Genomic DNA, 18,228 nt, shown 5'->3' with positions numbered 1-18,228 from the left:
GATGGTACTGCACTCGGGAGGGTGTGGGAGAGTAGGTCGCCGCCGGACAAATTTTGAGTAGGGCCCTGGACATCGTCCGGGGCCCTACGCATTTAACCCTGCTTTCCTGAGGGGTGGTCCCCGGTTCGAGGTTTCGCGTTCAGGGGAACTTTGGCCGGCGCACAGCCAAAGCCCGAAGTCGATCAGTAGGGTGAGTGGCAGACCATCCTCGACGCCACGGTCACTGTGGGCGTCCATACCCTTGGGGAGCCATGACTGCAGATCCAGCCTCACCGACGATGCCCATGCCCGCGAGCTCAGTGGACCACCGAGACCACGAAGTCAGGATCCAAGACGATCTCTATCGTCATGTTAATGGTCGGTGGCTGGCCACCGCCGAGATCCCTGGGGATCAGGGCAGCTATGGGTCGTTCATGCAGCTGCGTGACGATGCGGAAGCCGCGGTACACGCCATCATCCAGGAAGCACGTGACGATAACGCCAACGGGGCCGGCCTGGCCGATGCCCGCCAGGAACGGATTGCCGCTCTCTTCACAAGCTTCATGGACGAGCAGGCCATTGAAGATCGAGGCATGGAACCCATCCGGGAAGACCTGGCAGCCGTCTATGCCTGCACCAGTATCGAACAGCTATTGACCCTCAGCGGTGCCCTTCAGCGCCGAGGCGTCTCGGGCCTGTATCAGGTAGGTGCCAACTCCGACGCCGGTCAGCCTGATCGCAACATCCTGTCGATCATCCAATCCGGACTTGGTCTGCCGGACGAGTCCTATTATTGGGAAGAGAAATTCTCCGAACTCCTGGGGCAGTACCAGGAACACCTCGGCCGATTGCTCGGCCTGGTCGATGTTCCCGCTGCCGAGCAGGCAGCTGCCGGCGTGGTCGAACTCGAGAAGGCCCTGGCCGCGCATCACTGGGATGCCGTGAAGTGCCGTGACGCCCAGGCCCGGTACAACCTCATGTCATCCGAGGGACTCTTCGCCCTCCAGCCGACCCTGCGCCTCTGGTTGGAGGGGGCTGGCATCGATGAGAAGTACTACGACGAAGTCGACGTCTGGCAGCCCAGTTATCTGGAGGGGATCGAGGGTCTGCTCCACTCCCTGCCACTCCCTGCCTGGCGGGACTGGTTGGCCGTGCAGGTAGTGCGCAGCAACGCATCGTTCCTGTCCTCGGCTTTCGTCGAAGAGAACTTTGCCTTCTATTCGGCCACATTGGCGGGAGTCACCGAAATGCGCCCGCGGTGGAAACGGGGTGTGGCCTTCACCGAGGGAGCCGTCGGAGAAGATATCGGACAACTCTATGTCGACCGGCACTTCGGGCAGCGCAGCAAGGACCTCATGGAGGATCTGGTCGCCAACCTCATCGCCGCCTACCGGCAGTCCATCGACGCATTGGACTGGATGAGCACGGAAACCCGAGCGCAAGCCCAGGAAAAACTCTCCATGTTCCGTCCCAAGATCGGCTACCCCGTGAAGTGGATCGATTACAGTTCCCTGGCAGCCGACCCCAACGATCTGATCGGCAATGTTGCCAATGCCAACGAATTCGAGTTCTCCCGGGAACTGGCAAAGATCACTGAGGGTGTCGACCGGGACCTGTGGTTCATGTACCCGCAGACCGTCAACGCCTACTACCACCCGCTTTTGAACGAAATCGGTTTCCCGGCTGCCATTCTGCGTAGCCCGTTCTTCGACCCGGACCGGGATTCGGCGTCGAACTACGGGGCCATCGGTGCCGTCATCGGACACGAGATCGGCCACGGTTTCGACGACCAGGGCTCACAATTCGACGGAACGGGCCAGCTGCGCGACTGGTGGACCGCCGAAGATCGGGTGGCCTTCGAAGAACTGACGGCCCGCCTGGTGGCCCAATACGATGCCCTCGTCCCCGAAGAGGCTCCCGAACATCACGTCAACGGGCGGCTCACCTTGGGTGAGAATATCGGCGATCTCGGCGGCTTGGGCATCGCCTACCAGGCCTACCGCTTGGATCTGGCGGCCCGGGGGCTCACGGCCGACGAAGAAATCGACGGTCTCAGTGGAGACCAGCGCTTCTTCCACAGTTGGGCCGAATGCTGGCGATCGTTGACTCGGCCCGAAACGATGGTCAACCGGATCACGACCGACCCCCATTCGCCCGGGGAGTTCCGCTGCAACCAGGTGGCCCGGAACATGGATGCCTTCCACCAGGCCTTCGATACGAAGCCCGGCGACGGGATGTGGCTGGATCCCGCGGAGCGCGTCGCGATCTGGTGACCCTACTCCGACCGGCGCCCCCCCCACCTAGGGGGCGCCGGTCGGAGCCCTTTCGTGGAGCAAATTGAGATCGTCGACACCAGGACGAGAGCCGGTGCCCGTGCCTCGACCGAAAGACGTAGAATTGAGTACTGTGACTGCTGATCAGACCCCCGCCGCCCCCACTCCTGCCGAGACCATCGACACGCACGACCTGCGCCAGGTGCGTTTGGCCAAACGCGCCGAACTCCTCGAAGCGGGACGCGAGGCCTATCCGGTAGGCGTTGAACGCAGCCACACCCTGCTGCAAATCCGTGAGAAGTACGCGCATCTGGAAGCCGGCGAAGAAACCCAGGATGTCGTCGGCGTGGCCGGGCGCATCGTGTTCGCCCGCAATACCGGAAAACTGTGCTTCGCCACGTTGCAGGAGTCGGGCCCGAAGGGCGAAGCAGTTCGCCTGCAGGCCATGCTGTCGCTGGCTAACATTGGCGAGGAGTCGCTGGCTGACTGGAAGCGACTCACCGATCTAGGCGACCACGTCTTCGTCAAGGGTGCCGTCGTCACCTCACGCCGCGGCGAGCTGTCCATTATGGTCACCGAATGGCAGATGGCCTCCAAGGCGCTGCGCCCCATGCCGGTGCTGCACGCCGACCTCAACGAGGAGAACCGGGTCCGCCAGCGGTATGCCGACCTCATGGTCCGCGACGAGGCCCGCGAGATGATCTATAAGCGTGACGCTGTCACCCGTGCCGTTCGCGACACGCTCTATGGCCACGGGTACGTGGAAGTCGAAACGCCCATGCTGCAGCTGATGCATGGTGGTGCCGCGGCACGCCCGTTCCACACGCATCTGAATGCCTTCGACCAAGACATGACACTGCGGATCGCCACCGAGCTCTATCTCAAGCGCACCGTCGTTGGTGGCATCCCCCGAGTCTTCGAAGTCGGGCGCCTTTTCCGCAACGAAGGCGTGGACTCCACCCACTCCCCGGAGTTCACGACGCTGGAATGCTATGAAATTTATGCCGACCAGTTCGTGATGGCCGAACGGATCCAAGAGATCATCCTCAAGGCCGCCGACGCAGTGGGCGCCGGACGTCGGATCGAAACCTCCCAGGGCACGATCAACCTCGACGGCGAATGGCGCTGGCTGAGCGTCTACCCAGCCCTCTCCGAGGCTGTAGGCGTCGACATCACCCCCGAGACGACTGCCGAGACGTTGCATTCGATCGCCGAGAAGCACCACATCAAGGTCGACCCCAAGTGGGGGGCTGAGAAGCTGGTCATCGAACTCTTCGGGGAGATCGTCGAGCCCACCTTGATCGACCCGACCTTCGTCTACGACTATCCGCCGGCAGCCCAGCCCTTGGCCCGGCCGCACCGATCGCAGCCGGGAGTCATTGAAGCCTGGGATCTGATCATTGGCGGGATGGAGCGAGGCACCGCCTTCTCTGAACTCATCGACCCGGTCATCCAGCGTGAACGACTGACCGAACAATCGCTGATGGCCGCCGATGGCGATGACGAGGCCATGCAGTTGGACGAGGACTTCCTGCGGGCCCTGGAATACGGCGCCCCGCCGATGGGTGGCATCGGGCTGGGCATCGACCGGCTGGTCATGCTCTTCACGGACGCTGGCATCCGCGAGACCATCCTCTACCCGCTGTTGAAGCCTGAGGCCTAGGAAGATGGCCTACGTCGAGGTTTTGCTGCCAACGATCGTTGCCGCACTGGTCTTCTGGTTCGTCATGCGGGCGTTGTTCCGGGTGGACCGTAATGAGCGGTTGGCTGAATCAGCTGCCGATGCCCATCGTGAAGGGGGCCCCGGGCCCGGAGAGACAGACCCCCGAAACGGTGACCCGACGGGGGAGTAGGGGTCGGCCCGCCAGGGCCGGACAATCCGCAGTACGATGGTGTCCGGAAGCGCACCTCGACCCCTGAACTCCGGGATCGATATGCCCCGGGACGCTGTCCAATAGTCCCGACACCTTCGAAGTAAGGAGCCGCCCGTGGCGCGCAAGGTCGAAATTACGCTCATCGACGACCTCGACGGGTCAACGGCGAACGAGACCGTGCATTTCGGCTTGGACGGCAGCCACTACGAGATTGACCTCGGTGATGCCAATGCCAGCACACTGCGCGAAGCATTGGCTCCCTTCATCGCCCGGGCACGACGCTCCATCGCCTACTCCGCTTCCGAAGCCCCTGCCATTCGTGCGTGGGCCGCGGAAAACGGCTTCAAGGTCAGCGAACGCGGCCGCCTGCACTCGGAGGTCATCGACGCCTACCGCGAAGTGCACCCGGAGTCCTGAGCCTGCTTCGACAGGAATCGGGACCTCCGAGAAAGCGGCCCGGTCGCACCGCGGGTCGCCCGGCGTCGAAATCTGCTTTATCCCCACGGCGAACACGGGCCATCTGAGGACGTTTGATGCGTAGCATCGTGAGTACGCGTTAGCTAGGAGTGTGCCGCATGTTTGAGAGATTCACCGACCGTGCCCGTCGCGTTGTCGTGCTCGCCCAAGAAGAGGCGCGCATGCTCAACCACAACTACATCGGAACCGAGCACATCCTGCTCGGCCTGATCCACGAGGGGGAGGGTGTCGCCGCGAAGGCGCTGGAGTCGCTCAACATCTCCCTCGGTGCCGTTCGGGAGCAGGTGCAGGAGATCATCGGGCAGGGCCAGCAGGCCCCGTCCGGACACATCCCCTTCACCCCCCGCGCCAAGAAGGTCCTGGAACTCTCCTTGCGTGAGGCACTCCAGCTGGGCCACAACTACATCGGCACGGAGCATATCCTGCTCGGTCTGATCCGTGAGGGCGAGGGAGTCGCCGCCCAGGTGCTGGTCAAGCTCGGCGCCGACCTGAACAGGGTCCGCCAGCAAGTCATCCAGCTGCTCTCGGGCTACCAAGGCGGCAAGGAGACTGCTGGCGCAGGAGTGGGGCAGGGCCAGGCCGAAGGCCAGCCCGCCGGCTCGGTCGTTCTGGACCAGTTCGGGCGTAACCTCACGCAGGCCGCCCGCGACGGCAAACTCGACCCGGTGATCGGCCGTGAGTTCGAGAAGGAGCGCGTCATGCAGGTGCTCTCACGTCGGACGAAGAACAACCCGGTGCTGATCGGTGAGCCCGGTGTCGGCAAGACGGCAGTGGTCGAGGGCCTCGCCCTGTCCATTGTGCGCGGCGATGTCCCGGAAACCATCAAGGACAAGCAGCTCTACACCCTGGACTTGGGTTCCTTGGTGGCCGGTAGCCGTTACCGCGGTGACTTCGAGGAACGCCTGAAGAAGGTCCTCAAGGAAATCCGCACCCGCGGCGACATCATCTTGTTCATCGACGAGATCCACACCCTCGTCGGTGCCGGCGCAGCCGAAGGCGCCATCGATGCTGCCTCGATCCTCAAGCCCATGCTGGCTCGCGGCGAACTCCAAACGATCGGTGCCACCACACTGGACGAGTACCGCAAGCACATCGAGAAGGATGCCGCGCTGGAACGTCGCTTCCAGCCGATCCAGGTCAAGGAACCCTCCGTGGAACACACCACGGAAATCCTGCGTGGCCTGCGAGACCGTTACGAGGCGCACCACAGGGTGACCATCACCGACGGGGCACTGGCTGCTGCGGCGCAGCTGTCACACCGCTACGTCTCAGACCGTTTCCTGCCCGATAAGGCCATCGACCTGATCGACGAGGCCGGAGCCCGCCTGCGGATCCGCCGACTGACGGCTCCGCCAGCACTCAAGGAAATGGACGAGCAGATCGCCAACGTCCGCCGGGAGAAGGAATCTGCGATCGATGCTCAGGACTTCGAGGGTGCCGCTTCGCTGCGCGATAAGGAGCAGAAGCTCCAAGAGGAGCGCGCCGAGAAGGAGAAGTCCTGGAAGAACGGCGATATGGACGATATCGCCGAAGTGGACGAGGAACTGATCGCCGAAGTACTGGCCAACTCCACGGGCATCCCCGTCATCAAGCTCACCGAGGAGGAGTCCGGCCGCCTGCTCAACATGGAGGCCGAGCTGCATAAGCGGGTCATCGGTCAGGATCAGGCCATCAAGTCGATCTCGCAGGCCATCCGCCGTACCCGTGCCGGGCTGAAGGACCCCAACCGCCCCGGCGGCTCGTTCATCTTCGCCGGCCCGACCGGCGTCGGCAAGACCGAACTGGCCAAGGCGCTGGCTGAGTTCCTCTTCGGCGAGGAAGACGCGCTGATCACCCTTGACATGTCCGAGTACTCGGAGAAGCACACCGTGTCCCGGCTCTTCGGCGCCCCTCCGGGCTACGTCGGCTACGAGGAAGGTGGGCAGCTGACCGAGAAGGTCCGCCGTCGTCCATTCTCCGTCGTCCTCTTCGACGAGGTCGAAAAGGCCCACTCGGACCTGTTCAACTCGTTGCTGCAGATCCTGGAGGACGGCCGATTGACCGACTCCCAGGGCCGTGTCGTGGACTTCAAGAACACGGTGATCATCATGACGACCAACCTGGGTACCCGGGATATCTCCAAGGGCGTCATGACCGGCTTCCAGTCGACCAGCGACACGAAGACCAACTACGACAGGATGCAGGCCAAGGTTCAGGAGGAACTGCGCCAGCACTTCCGCCCCGAGTTCCTGAACCGTGTCGATGACACGCTCGTCTTCCCGCAGCTCTCGCAGGAAGAGATCGTGCAGATCGTGGACCTGTTCGTGGCTCGGCTGGAGTCCCGCATGGTCGAAAAGGGCATGCACGTGCTGCTGACCGACGAAGCGAAGTACCTGTTGGCGACAAAGGGGTACGACCCGGCCATGGGTGCCCGTCCACTGCGCCGGACCATCCAGCGTGAAGTCGAGGACCAGCTCTCCGAGAAGATCCTCTTCGGTGAGATCATGGCCGGCCAAACGGTCACCGTGGACGTCGAGGGTGAAGGCGAAGACGCCAAGTTCACCTTCACCGGCCGCGAGGAGACCCCTGCGCTGGAAGGCAAGGACAGCCCAGCGGAAATCGAAGAAGGCCACTTGAGCACCTGAGCCTGATTTTTGCCAGGGCGAGGGGCCCGGTCGTGGACATCCACGGCCGGGCCCCTCGTCATGTGCTGGGTGGGCCCCAGCGGCAGGAATAGAATAGGTCAATGCCAGATTTCATACTTCGGCCGGCCCGCACCTCAGACGTGGCAGGGATCCGCCAGCTCGTCAGACCGTTGGCCGATCGACGAGTCCTGTTGGAGAAAGAAGCCGTCGCCTATTTCGAAAGCCTGCAGGAATTCGTCGTTGCCGAGGACGAGGGTGTTCTGCTCGGATGCGGTGCCTTGCATGTGATGTGGGAAGACCTTGCAGAAGTTCGTACCCTGGCGACAGTGGGCAGCCGCCGTGGCCAGGGCATCGGCAGATCCCTCCTGATCGAACTTGTCGAAAATGCCCGCAGGATCGGTGTGAGCCGGTTGTTCTGCCTGACCTTTGAAGTCGACTTCTTCAAGACCATGGGCTTCGACGTCATGGAGAACCAGAGCCCGGTGGACCCCGAGGTGTACTCGGAGCTGTTGCGTTCCACCGATGAAGGCGTCGCCGAGTTCCTGGACCTCGCGCGGGTCAAGCCCAACACTCTGGGCAACACCAGAATGATCATGAATCTCTAGCGTCAAGAATTTCGCGATCGGAAGAATCCCAAGATATTTGTCCCGTCGTGGTGGACGAGGAGCCGTGGCCGTGTTTAGGCTAATAACGGAGGCCCCGGCAACGGGCCGACGAGCCGCTCTCCACAGCCAGTGGAGGACCGTGGCACCGAAAGTACCAACTGGAAACCAACGAAAGTAGGTCAAGAAATGGGACTCGGAGATAGCTTGGGTGGACTGGGCGATAAGGCCAAAGACCTCAAGAACGAACACGGTGACAAGATTAATGACGGCGTGGACGCCGCGCAGGATAAGTTCGGCGACCAGCTGGGCGACCATAAGGACCAGATCGACGGCGCGCAGGAGAAGTTCCTCGGCGGCGACGACAAGAAGGACGGCAAGGACAAGTAGGTCTGTTCGTTCTTCATGATGTAGGCGCCGCACGGTGCCACGGGACCCCGCGTATTGCGGGGTCCCGTCGTCTTTAACAGGCAACCGCCCGTCGCCGATTAGTGCGGCAGCGTGATCCCGGCACCGGACTCCACGGCCAACCCGTCGACGAGCAGGCCCGCGAGGCAGCGACTGCGTTGTTCGACGTCAGCAGGGAGCGTTTGAAGCTTCTGGAACGCGAGATCAAGATCCGTGCCGCTTCCCGATTCCGCTGGCCCGGTGGCCAGCAGTGCCTCCGGTTGCTGTGGTTCGTCGCTGGCTCGCAGAACGGCCATCATGGCTCCACGCACCTGTCGGTCGGTCCCCGCCCAGGGCTGGCCCTTGGGCGTGTAATGCGGTTCGGGTTTACCGCGGGCGATCCACGCACAGGAGCCCGAGACCGGGCACTGCCCGCAACGGGGGGATCGGGCCGTGCAAATAAGCGCCCCCAATTCCATGACCGCTGCATTCCAGGCGCAGGCTAATGTGCCTCCGTCGTCCTCGGTGGCCGGCATGAGTTCGGCCGCCAAACGTGCCTCCGCGGCAGTATGGCTGGGTTCGGGGAGGGCATGACCGCTGATGAGTCGGGCGTGGACTCGACGAATATTGGTGTCCACCACGGTTTCCGGCAGGCCGAAGGCGAAACAGGAAATGGCAGCGGCCGTATAGCTGCCGACACCGGGGAGGGCGAGCAGATCCGCGGGAGAGGAAGGCACCTGCCCGTCGTGTTCTTCCACGATCCGCCGGGCGGCCTCACATAGTCTCAAGGCGCGTCGTGGATAGCCTAGGCGTCCCCACGCCCTAACAGCCTCCCCCGAGGGTTCGGCGGCGAGGGCTGCAGGATCTGGCCAGCGGCGCATCCACTCCTCCCACACCGGCAGAACACGCACCACGGGAGTCTGTTGCAGCATGAACTCGCTCACCATGACCCCCCAGGCGCTGCATTGCGGACTGCGCCAGGGCAGGTCCCGGCCTTCGGCGGTGAACCAGGTGGTGATGTCGTGATGGAGACGATCAAGATCGAGGGGCGGGGTGGATGGCACGTGACTCCTTGAAAAGCGGGGCACCAATACCCTAGTGCACGGCGTGGGAGCCGGGGGTGGCCGCAGCCGCTCCATACCCTAGGGGCATGGCACAACAGCAGTCACGCACCCCGGGCAGGGGAAAGCCCAGTCCGGAAGTCTTCCGTCGTCGTCGAATCGTTGTGGGAGTGGCACTGCTGGTCGTCCTGGCACTAGTGGTCTGGGCCGTGATCGCTGTCGTCGGTTTCTTCACCAAAAGCCCGGAGGCTGCCGCTCCTCCGGCGCCGGCCGCGTCCTCGAGTTCGGCACCGGCCACCACCGCCAGTGCCGAGGCTTCAGGATCCGCCTCCGGAAACGCTGCGGCCTCCGAACCGGGCAGCACCCCGCCATCGTCCTCCGAGGCAGGTTCAGCATCCGCGCAAGCGGCAGGGGACAGCTGCTCCTCGGATGATATTGAATTGACCGCCGCCACCGACAAGGGAACCTATGCGTCGGCCGAAAAACCTGTCTTGGAAATGAAGATCCAAAATACGGGATCCGAGGACTGCACGGTGAATGTGGGCACCAGCCAACAGGAGTTCAGCATCGTCTCGGGATCCGACAGGATCTTCTCCACCACCGATTGCCGCACGGACGCCTCGGATAGTGATATGACGTTGAAGGCAGGAGCGACCGAGAGCGCCCACTTCACCTGGGATCGGCTGCGCAGTGCCCCGGGTTGCAAGGACGTCGAGACCAAACCCCGTCCGGGAACCTACACGTTCTCCGCCAAACTCGGCGACGTCGAGAGCGATAAGGTGAACTTTTCGTTGAAGTAGGGCGCCGCCCGACGGGGCTACATGTACCGGTCGAGCAGACTGGATTCGGCAATCCGTGAGAGCCCTTCACGGACCGTCCGGGCTCGTTGCTCTCCGATGCCGTCCACGGCCATCAGGTCGTCGATATTGGCGGCCATCAGGTGCTGTAGACCGCCGAAGCTGGCAACCAGCCGATCGGCGACGGCTCGGGGAACCGATTTGATATTGGCCAAGAGGCGAAAACCCTGGGGGTGCACCACAGCCTCCAACGAATCGGTGCCCGGGGTGAAGCCGAGGATCGTGGAGATCCGGCTCAGGTCGATCATGTCGTTGGAGCTGAAGGAACGCAGCTGCGCCAATGAAGCGGCAACATGTTCCGTTTCGGTTCCGGCCTCGGAATAGTCTTTCAGCAGCAGGTCACTGCCCGGTCCCAGCCCAGCACTGAGCTCATCGAACTGCAGGGCCAGCAAGCGTCCGTCAACACCAAGTTCGAGCACATACTGGTCGATTTCCTCGGAGATGCGTCGAACCATTTCCTGACGTTGGAGCACCACGGCAACATCGCGGACGGTGACGGTTGCCTCGATCTCGAGGGCGGAGAGGGTGCTGGTGACCTGGTCCAACCGGTTGCGGTAACGCTCCAAGGTGGCCAAGGCCTGATTGGCCCGGGCCAGCACGGGTTCGGAACCTTCCAGGACATGGCGGATGCCCTGGACGTAGATCGCAATGATATGCATTGACTGCGACACCGAGATGACCGGGAAACCCGTCTGAATGGCCACGCGTTCGGCTGTACGGTGCCGGGTTCCTGATTCCTGGGTGTCAATGGAATGGTCGGGCACCAACTGCACTGCCGCCTTGAGGATGTTGGAGGCGTCGCGGTCGCAGAGGATGGCGCCGTCCATTTTCGCCAACTCGCGCAGGCGGGTGGGGGAGAAGTCGATATTGATGTCGAAGCCTCCCGACGAAATCGATTCAACGGTCCGGTCACTGCCCAGAACGATCAGGGCCCCGGTCCGACCACGCAGGATCCGCTCCAGACCATCACGCAACTGGGTCCCGGGGGCGACACGGGCCAGTGTGGTGCGCAACGCTTCTTCAGGCGATTTGGGCATGGGGTTCCTTCCGATGGATCACCCCATCCTAAGCAGGGCGCGGCCGCTGCGGCGAGGCAGGACGTCGGTGCGGTGCGCAGTCGACCCTAACCAAAGGCCGCGCTCAGCGCTTCCTGCAGGGTACTGACTTCGCGGACCTTGAAGCCATGGGGTACGACACCGGGACCATTGGGAGAGGCAGGGACGACCGCATAGCGGAAACCCAGGCGCTCGGCTTCGGTGATGCGGCGACCGATATCCGGTACCGGCCGGACTTCCCCGGCCAGCCCGACCTCCCCGAAGGCAATGAACTGTGCCGGCAGGGGACGATCCAACTTGGCCCCGGAAATAGCCAGGGCCGTGGCCAGGTCGGTGGCGGGTTCCCCCAGCCGGACGCCGCCGACGGTGGCGACGTAGGAGTCCAGGTTGGAAAGGTCCATCCCCGCCCTGCTCTGGAGTACCGCAAGGATCATGGCCGTGCGGGCCGCATCGAGCCCACTGGTGGCCCGGCGAGGCTGGGCGTTGCTCGTCTTGGCCAGCAGTGACTGCACTTCGGCGACCAAGGGCCGCCGCCCCTCCAAGGTCACGGTGACACAGGTGCCCGAGACCGGTTCCTTGGTGCGGGTGACGAAGAGACCACTGGGGTCCGCGAGGCCTTCGATCCCCGATTCGGTCAGGTCGAAGCAACCCACTTCATCCGTGGGCCCGTACCGGTTCTTTACGGCCCGCAGCAGGCGCAGACGGGAGTGGCGCTCGCCGTCGAACTGGCAAACGACGTCGACCAGGTGTTCGAGCAGCCGGGGTCCGGCAATGGAACCGTCCTTGGTCACATGGCCGACCAGAATGGTGGTCATGTTTCGCTTCTTCGCGGCGTTGATCAGCGAGGCAGCGACCTCGCGGACCTGGGTCACCCCGCCGGCGGCCCCCTCAACATCAGCGGACGATAAGGTCTGGACCGAATCGATGACCAGGAGGTCGGGGTCCAGCCTTTCGATCTGGCCTAGGGCGATGCCCAAATCCGTTTCGGCCGTCAGATAGAGGGTGTCGGAAAGGGCGTCGATGCGTTCGCCACGCATTTTCACCTGGGCTGCCGACTCCTCGCCGGTGATGTATAGGACCGTACGGTCGGTGCGCGAGGTGCGGGCGGCGACGTCGAGCAACAGCGTCGATTTGCCGACCCCCGGCTCCCCGGCCAAGAGGATCACCGCTCCGGGGACGAGCCCGCCGCCCAGAACCCGGTCCAGCTCGCCGATGAGGGTGGGACGGTAGAGGGCCAATGAGGAGTCGACGTCGGCGATCTTCAACGCCGGGCTGGCCACGGTGGCGGCCGCCGTGGTGCGGGCGGTGACCTGACCGATCTCCTCGACGCTTCCCCAGGCTTGGCATTCACCACAGCGTCCCACCCACTTTACGGTCGTCCAACCGCATTCGGCGCAGCGATAGCTGGGGGCGTTTCGGGTGCGGGTACTGCTCTTACTGGCCATGGTTCACGATGTTATCGCCTCTGACTGACAGCTGGGCGCGTTTTACAGCCGGGCCAGGAAGGGAACCGCTTCGGAGTGCTCCAAGCCGGCGGCCTCCAACAGGTCCACGACCAGGGGGCGCAGCAACAGGACGAGCCCCTCGCCCTGGAGTCCGGTGGCGCCGAAGGAGGCGGGGGTGAGCCGGCCGGCGGCAGCGATGAGTTCCTCCCGTGCGGCTGTCTCTGCTCGGTCACGCTGTGATTGTTGGGGCTCCATGACGGAGCGGGCCAACGCGTCGGCGGCATCGGCCAACTCGTCGAGGTAGACCGAGAGCTCCAGGGCGGCTTCATCGCGTAGGGCCGCGTGGGTGATGACCGAAGCCATCCGCCGGGAAAAGACCCGGAGGTTACGCATGGCCAGATCTACTTGCCCGGCAACCCGGCGCAACCGTTGCAGTTCGCCGCGGTGGCGCCGAAAATGTGGTGAAAACGTGGCGATCTCATGGGCGCCGGTCAACGAAGCCGGAATCTTATCCATCAGCGGCTGGGATCCGCGTGCCCTGACCAGTGCATGCCAGGCGCGGGTCGAATCGGATTCGCGGACGGCGACGGAGCATTCGCGCAGGATGGCCGAGAGTTCACGTATGAGTTGGCGTAGTTCCCCCGCCGGTTCCCGCCGCGGGTCCCGCGGCGCCAAGGCGGTGATCAGCAGGGCGCATAATCCTCCGATGATGGCATCGGCACTACGGGTGAAGGGACCGCCATCGGGGGCCGGGAGCAAAACCACGAGCAGGGCCTGAACTCCGAACTGGGTGGTGAAGATCGAGCCGCTGTCCAGGAAACGGGCGAGAATCAGGGAAACAGAGACCACGGTGGCCGCCTGCCAGATTCCGGTACCCAGCGCGGTGAGCAAAAGGTCGCCGACGGCGATGCCCAGGGTGCAGCCGATGGCCACCTCGAGGACGCGGCGCATCCTCGTCATTCCACCGAACCCCAAGGCGATCACCGCCGATGTGGCAGCGAAGAGGGGCGCCTGGTGGCCCAGGATCTTCTCCGCGATCCAGTAGGCGCCGACCGCGCAGACGGTGATTTGAATGATCTGCACCAGTGATACACGGACCCGGGCCGTCCCCGAACGTGCTCTCCGGCGCAAAAATGAGGACACGTTGCCCAGCGGTGTCCCCTTGTCCATGCCTACAGTTTGGCATGAAAGCAGGTGAACGCCCCAGTGCGGTGTGATGGACCGCTCACGAAGCGCACTCACGACCGAAAACCCTCGTCAACGTTGGAATTCCCGCGAACATGCCGAGAAGATCCGACCCGAGTTAACCTGTTGTTCACCCGGCCCGGGACCGTTCTTCACTTCCGCTGCCTAGCGTCGTAGATGCACCGCAAGACCAGCCATCGTCGCAGAAGAAGAAGGAATGACCACGTGAAGCTTTCCCGCACTGTTCAGATCGCCTCAGTACTTTCCGTCGCAGCCCTGGCTCTCACCGCCTGCGGTTCCGATAATCCCACCGGCAGCACCGAAAGTTCGGGCGGCTCTTCGGAGCAGAGTAGCAAGGCCGTCACCGGAACCCTGACCGGTATCGGCGCCTCCTCGCAGAAGGCGGCCATGGACGCGTGGAAGTCGGGATTCGAATCCACCGGCGAGGGGGCGAAGGTCCAGTACTCCCCGGATGGCTCAGGAGCCGGTCGCAAGGCCTTCTTGGCAGGTGGCGCACAATTTGCTGGTTCCGATGCCTACCTCTCCGACGAGGAGTACGAATCCTCCCAGAAGATCTGCGGCCCCGAGGGGGCGTTCGACATCCCGGCCTACGTCTCCCCGATCGCCGTGGCCTACAACCTCGAAGGCGTCGGTCAGCTCAAGCTTGATGCGAAGACGATCGCCGCCATCTTCAAGCTGGAGGTCACCAGCTGGAACGACCCGGCGATTGCCGAGCAGAACGAGGGCGTCGACCTGCCGGACACCAACATCACCGTGGTGCACCGCAACGACGAGTCGGGCACTACCGAGAACTTCACCCAGTACCTCTCGGCAGCCGCAGGAGACACCTGGACGTACGAGGAGTCGGGGGACTGGCCCTCGGACCTGCAGTCCGAGAACGCGAAGGGAACCGCCGGCGTCGTATCCACCACCACCTCGACCCCGGGGGCGATCACCTATGCCGACGCTTCGGCCGTCGGCGACTTGGGGACCGCCTCGGTCAAGGTGGGCGAGGACTACACCGAGCTTTCCGCAGAAGCAGCAGCCAAGGCAGTGGAAAGCGCCGAACCGGTCACCGGACGCTCGGACGTGGACATGGCCCTGGAACTGAAGCGCGATACCACCGAATCGGGGGCCTACCCGATCAGCCTGGTCAGCTACCACATCTACTGCAGCACCTACCAGGACCAGGAGACCGTTGACCTGGTCAAGGCCTGGGGCAACTACGTCGTCGGCACCGAAGGCCAGCAGGCCGCAGCCGACTCGGCGGGCAGCGCCCCGCTGTCCGAGCCGTTGATGGAACAGGCCCATGAGGCCATCGACTCCATCAAGGTAGCTTCCTAGTAGCCAAAGCGAATAACCAACCCAGCCCGGAGTCCAGGAATTCCCCTCCGCTATGGATTCCGGGCCACCACGGACCGAAAGGTCACATATGACAACCAATGCGCTGACTCCGGGACCCGGTTCGGGCAGGACCGGAGACCGGGTCTTCTCCGCGGCCGCCAAGTCCGCCGGGATCCTCATCCTCCTCACGCTCTTCGCCGTCGCCCTGTTCCTCTTCGTCCAGGCGATCCCCGCCTTCACCGCCGACCCGGAAGCCATCTCCGGGGGGCACGGGTTCTTCGCCTATATCTGGCCGATTGTCATCGGCACCGTGATCGCAGCGGCCATAGCCATTGTGCTGGCCACCCCGGTCGGGCTCGGCGTCGCCCTCTTCATCTCGCATTACGCCCCCCGGAAGCTGGCCGCACCGCTGGGCTATGTGATCGATCTGCTCGCCGCGATCCCCTCGGTGATCTACGGGATCTGGGGCTATTTGGTGCTCGCACCGGTCTTGGTTCCGGGTTATGAATGGCTCAACCAGAATTTCGGGTTCCTCCCCATCTTCGGCGGGCCGGTCTCCCAAACCGGGAAGACGATGCTCACCGCGGGCGTCGTGTTGGCGGTGATGGTCCTGCCGATCATCACCTCCTTATCGCGGGAGATCTTCCTCCAGGCCCCCGGACTTCATGAAGAAGCGGCGCTGGCGCTGGGGGCCACCCGTTGGGAAATGATCCGTATGTCGGTGTTGCCGTTCGCCCGTGCCGGGATCATCTCCGCGGTCATGCTCGGTTTGGGCCGTGCCCTCGGGGAGACCATGGCCGTGGCGCTGGTGCTATCGACCGGCACGCTGATCCCCTCGCTGGTCAAATCAGGCAACCAGACGATCGCCGCCGAAATCGCCCTGAACTTCCCCGAGGCCTTCGGCCTGCGGATGTCCGAACTCATTGCGGCAGGCCTGGTGCTGTTCGTGATCACCCTGGCCGTGAACATGATCGCCCGCTGGATCATCAGCCGCCACCAGCAATTCTCGGGAGCCAACTGATGACCAACACCACCCTGACCCCGCTTCCCGTCCCGGTCACGTCGCGCCGCAACCGGCTCTCCAAGGGGCGCCTGCCTCGGTGGGCGATCCCCGCCGTCGGACTCTCCGCCCTGATCCTCGGGGCCGCCGGATCCACGCTCGGTGGCTTCTCCATCGCCTCGATGATGATCTACACGGCCCTCCTCTTCGTCGCCGGGGCCACCACGGTGACCGTCATCGTGGAGGGCCGCCGGCAGGGGACCAACTCGTTCTTCACCTACCTCATCTACGGCTGCTTCATCCTGGCGCTGATCCCGCTGATCTCGGTGCTGTATACGGTGCTCGAACGCGGCCTGCCGGGAATGACCTCGAACTTCCTGTTCACCTCGATGAACGGCATGACCGGGGCCGTGGACAACCAGTCGGTGGCCGACGGGACTCCGGTCCTCGGTGGCGCCTACCACGCAGTGATCGGCACCCTGTTGATCACGGCGTTCTCGACGATCATCTCGGTCCCGATCGGGATGCTCGCGGCGATCTACCTGGTCGAATACGGGCAGGGCAATTCGCTCAGCCGGGGGATCACGTTCTTCGTTGATGTGATGACCGGCATCCCCTCGATCGTGGCGGGCCTCTTCGCCGGCGCCCTGTTCGGTGTCATCTTCGGACCCTCCACCCGGATGGGCATTGTTGCCGCCGTCGCCCTGTCGGTGTTGATGATCCCCACGGTGGTCCGCTCCACCGAAGAGATGCTCAAGATCGTCCCCAACGAACTCCGTGAGGCCTCCTACGCGTTGGGTGTGCGCAAATGGCGCACCATTTCCCAGGTGGTCATCCCCACCGCGATCTCCGGGATCGCCTCGGGCGTCACCCTCGCCATTGCCCGCGTCATCGGCGAGACGGCACCGATCCTGGTCACAGCCGGGCTGGCCAACAACATCAACTTCAACGTCTTCAGCAACTGGATGGCCACGCTGCCGACGTTCATCTACTACCAGATCCTCAGCCCCACTTCGCCGACGAACATCGACCCCAGTGCCCAACGGGCCTGGGCGGCAGCCCTGCTGCTGATCATCATGGTCATGGTCCTGAACCTCGGCGCCCGGCTGATTGCCCGGGTCTTTTCCCCCAAGACCGGCCGCTAGGCCCGAAGAACACCGAAGGAACCCCTTATGTCCAAACGCATCGACGTCTCAGACCTCAACGTCTACTACGGCAACTTCCGCGCCGTGGAGGACGTGAACATCGAAATCGAAGCCAAGTCGGTCACCGCCTTCATTGGCCCCTCGGGCTGTGGCAAGTCCACCTTCCTGCGCACCCTGAACCGGATGCACGAAGTGATCCCCGGCGCCACCGTCGAGGGCCAGGTCCTGCTCGACGGAGACAACCTCTATGACCCAGGGGTCGACCCGGTCACCGTGCGCAGCCAGATCGGCATGGTGTTCCAGCGACCCAACCCGTTCCCCACGATGTCCATCCGCGACAACGTGTTGGCCGGGGTGAAGTTGAATGCCCGCAAGATCAGCAAATCCGACGCCGATGACCTGGTGGAGTCCTCGCTGCGCGCCTCCAACCTGTGGAACGAGGTCAAGGACCGGCTGGATAAGCCGGGATCCGGGCTCTCGGGCGGCCAGCAGCAACGCCTGTGTATTGCCCGCACCATTGCGGTCAAACCCGGGGTGATCCTCATGGACGAACCGTGCTCGGCCCTGGACCCGATCTCCACCCTGGCGATCGAAGACCTGATCAACGAGATGAAGAACGACTACACGGTAGTCATCGTCACGCACAACATGCAGCAGGCGGCCCGGGTATCCGATAAGACGGCCTTCTTCAACATCGCCGGGACCGGAAAACCAGGCAAGCTCATCGAATACGACGATACGGCCACGATCTTCTCCAACCCGTCCGTCAAGGCCACCGAAGACTACGTCTCTGGCCGGTTCGGATAAACAGACGGTTTCCGTCGCGGGTCAGCGCGTGGCGGGAACGGCCCCGGAGGGGGAATCTCCGGGGGATCCCCAGTGGATCGAGTGCGGATGCGGGGTGCCTGCCGGTGCCCCGC

At 63.6% G+C, this 18,228-nt stretch carries 16 protein-coding genes; 12 read left to right on the top strand and 4 right to left on the bottom strand.

The genetic code is table 11. The features are described from left to right. The first annotated feature begins 251 nt into the window (after positions 1-251). The 7 genes from FM101_RS07325 to FM101_RS07295 all read left to right on the top strand — a co-directional run bounded on the left by FM101_RS07325 (position 252) and on the right by FM101_RS07295 (position 8,219). Positions 252-2,252, top strand: a complete 2,001-nt coding sequence (locus FM101_RS07325) for a M13 family metallopeptidase (RefSeq protein ID WP_179204266.1) — start codon at positions 252-254, stop codon at positions 2,250-2,252. Between the two features lie 133 nt (positions 2,253-2,385). Beyond that, entirely contained in the window at positions 2,386-3,915 is a 1,530-nt protein-coding gene (gene lysS / locus FM101_RS07320) for a lysine--tRNA ligase (protein WP_086997639.1), read from the top strand. A gap of 4 nt (positions 3,916-3,919) precedes the next feature. Further along, entirely contained in the window at positions 3,920-4,105 is a 186-nt protein-coding gene (locus FM101_RS07315; RefSeq protein ID WP_086997637.1) for a hypothetical protein, read from the top strand. 135 nt (positions 4,106-4,240) lie between these two features. Beyond that, positions 4,241-4,543 carry a histone-like nucleoid-structuring protein Lsr2 gene (locus tag FM101_RS07310; protein ID WP_086997634.1) on the top strand — a complete coding sequence of 101 codons (303 nt, stop codon included), beginning with the start codon at positions 4,241-4,243 and terminating at the stop codon, positions 4,541-4,543. A 158-nt stretch (positions 4,544-4,701) separates the two neighbouring features. Then, positions 4,702-7,227, top strand: a complete 2,526-nt coding sequence (locus tag FM101_RS07305) for an ATP-dependent Clp protease ATP-binding subunit (protein ID WP_086997631.1) — start codon at positions 4,702-4,704, stop codon at positions 7,225-7,227. Positions 7,228-7,328: 101 nt separating this feature from the next. Then, a complete protein-coding gene (locus FM101_RS07300; RefSeq protein ID WP_086997628.1) occupies positions 7,329-7,832 on the top strand; it encodes an amino-acid N-acetyltransferase in 504 nt (167 codons plus the stop codon). A gap of 186 nt (positions 7,833-8,018) precedes the next feature. Continuing rightward, on the top strand, positions 8,019-8,219 hold the full coding sequence (locus FM101_RS07295) for an Rv0909 family putative TA system antitoxin (RefSeq protein WP_086997625.1): 201 nt from the start codon (positions 8,019-8,021) through the stop codon (positions 8,217-8,219). 98 nt (positions 8,220-8,317) lie between these two features. Here the strand turns inward: FM101_RS07295 and FM101_RS07290 are convergent, their stop codons facing one another. Further along, the gene (locus tag FM101_RS07290; RefSeq protein ID WP_275542624.1) at positions 8,318-9,280 is read right to left on the bottom strand and encodes an A/G-specific adenine glycosylase; all 963 of its coding nucleotides are present in this window, start codon (positions 9,278-9,280) and stop codon (positions 8,318-8,320) included. Between the two features lie 86 nt (positions 9,281-9,366). Here FM101_RS07290 and FM101_RS07285 point away from each other — a divergent pair, with 86 nt between their 5' ends. Next, the gene (locus tag FM101_RS07285; RefSeq protein WP_143269241.1) at positions 9,367-10,077 is read left to right on the top strand and encodes a hypothetical protein; all 711 of its coding nucleotides are present in this window, start codon (positions 9,367-9,369) and stop codon (positions 10,075-10,077) included. A gap of 17 nt (positions 10,078-10,094) precedes the next feature. On the opposite strand, the gene disA is transcribed toward FM101_RS07285, so the two are convergent. The 3 genes from disA to FM101_RS07270 all read right to left on the bottom strand — a co-directional run bounded on the left by disA (position 10,095) and on the right by FM101_RS07270 (position 13,804). Beyond that, complete coding sequence (gene disA, locus FM101_RS07280; protein ID WP_086997616.1) at positions 10,095-11,171, bottom strand: DNA integrity scanning diadenylate cyclase DisA; 1,077 nt, start codon at positions 11,169-11,171, stop codon at positions 10,095-10,097. Positions 11,172-11,257: 86 nt separating this feature from the next. Beyond that, positions 11,258-12,634 (bottom strand): DNA repair protein RadA, encoded by a 1,377-nt coding sequence (gene radA, locus FM101_RS07275; RefSeq protein WP_086997613.1) that lies wholly within the window; start codon positions 12,632-12,634, stop codon positions 11,258-11,260. Between the two features lie 42 nt (positions 12,635-12,676). Further along, positions 12,677-13,804, bottom strand: coding sequence for an FUSC family protein (locus tag FM101_RS07270; RefSeq protein WP_086997610.1), 1,128 nt, complete (start codon positions 13,802-13,804; stop codon positions 12,677-12,679). A 240-nt stretch (positions 13,805-14,044) separates the two neighbouring features. On the opposite strand from FM101_RS07270, the gene pstS reads away from it, so the two are divergent. The 4 genes from pstS to pstB all read left to right on the top strand — a co-directional run bounded on the left by pstS (position 14,045) and on the right by pstB (position 18,115). Further along, on the top strand, positions 14,045-15,163 hold the full coding sequence (pstS, locus tag FM101_RS07265; protein ID WP_241895492.1) for a phosphate ABC transporter substrate-binding protein PstS: 1,119 nt from the start codon (positions 14,045-14,047) through the stop codon (positions 15,161-15,163). An 88-nt stretch (positions 15,164-15,251) separates the two neighbouring features. Then, positions 15,252-16,184: a phosphate ABC transporter permease subunit PstC gene (pstC, locus tag FM101_RS07260; protein ID WP_086997605.1), complete on the top strand. Its 933-nt coding sequence runs from the start codon at positions 15,252-15,254 to the stop codon at positions 16,182-16,184. Continuing rightward, positions 16,184-17,308 carry a phosphate ABC transporter permease PstA gene (gene pstA / locus FM101_RS07255; RefSeq protein ID WP_086997603.1) on the top strand — a complete coding sequence of 375 codons (1,125 nt, stop codon included), beginning with the start codon at positions 16,184-16,186 and terminating at the stop codon, positions 17,306-17,308. Before pstC ends, pstA begins: the two co-directional genes overlap by 1 nt. Positions 17,309-17,335: 27 nt before the next feature. Next, entirely contained in the window at positions 17,336-18,115 is a 780-nt protein-coding gene (pstB, locus tag FM101_RS07250; protein WP_086997601.1) for a phosphate ABC transporter ATP-binding protein PstB, read from the top strand. Positions 18,116-18,228 lie beyond the last annotated feature (113 nt).

The sequence above is a fragment of the Arthrobacter rhombi genome (assembly GCF_900163545.1).
Lineage (GTDB): Bacteria > Actinomycetota > Actinomycetes > Actinomycetales > Micrococcaceae > Arthrobacter_H > Arthrobacter_H rhombi_A.
The sequence above is the reverse complement of the archived record's forward strand: the minus strand, read 5'-3'. Positions and strand labels throughout refer to the sequence as shown.

Excerpts from the sequence above, each read along its gene's own strand:
- FM101_RS07325 (WP_179204266.1), top strand. The coding sequence starts at position 252 with ATGACTGCAGATCCAGCCTCACCGACGATGCCCATGCCCGCGAGCTCA.
- FM101_RS07315 (WP_086997637.1), top strand. The coding sequence starts at position 3,920 with ATGGCCTACGTCGAGGTTTTGCTGCCAACGATCGTTGCCGCACTGGTC.
- FM101_RS07305 (WP_086997631.1), top strand. The coding sequence starts at position 4,702 with ATGTTTGAGAGATTCACCGACCGTGCCCGTCGCGTTGTCGTGCTCGCC.
- FM101_RS07300 (WP_086997628.1), top strand. The coding sequence starts at position 7,329 with ATGCCAGATTTCATACTTCGGCCGGCCCGCACCTCAGACGTGGCAGGG.
- FM101_RS07295 (WP_086997625.1), top strand. The coding sequence starts at position 8,019 with ATGGGACTCGGAGATAGCTTGGGTGGACTGGGCGATAAGGCCAAAGAC.
- FM101_RS07285 (WP_143269241.1), top strand. The coding sequence starts at position 9,367 with ATGGCACAACAGCAGTCACGCACCCCGGGCAGGGGAAAGCCCAGTCCG.
- disA (WP_086997616.1), bottom strand. The coding sequence starts at position 11,171 with ATGCCCAAATCGCCTGAAGAAGCGTTGCGCACCACACTGGCCCGTGTC.
- radA (WP_086997613.1), bottom strand. The coding sequence starts at position 12,634 with ATGGCCAGTAAGAGCAGTACCCGCACCCGAAACGCCCCCAGCTATCGC.
- FM101_RS07270 (WP_086997610.1), bottom strand. The coding sequence starts at position 13,804 with ATGGACAAGGGGACACCGCTGGGCAACGTGTCCTCATTTTTGCGCCGG.
- pstC (WP_086997605.1), top strand. The coding sequence starts at position 15,252 with ATGACAACCAATGCGCTGACTCCGGGACCCGGTTCGGGCAGGACCGGA.
- pstA (WP_086997603.1), top strand. The coding sequence starts at position 16,184 with ATGACCAACACCACCCTGACCCCGCTTCCCGTCCCGGTCACGTCGCGC.
- pstB (WP_086997601.1), top strand. The coding sequence starts at position 17,336 with ATGTCCAAACGCATCGACGTCTCAGACCTCAACGTCTACTACGGCAAC.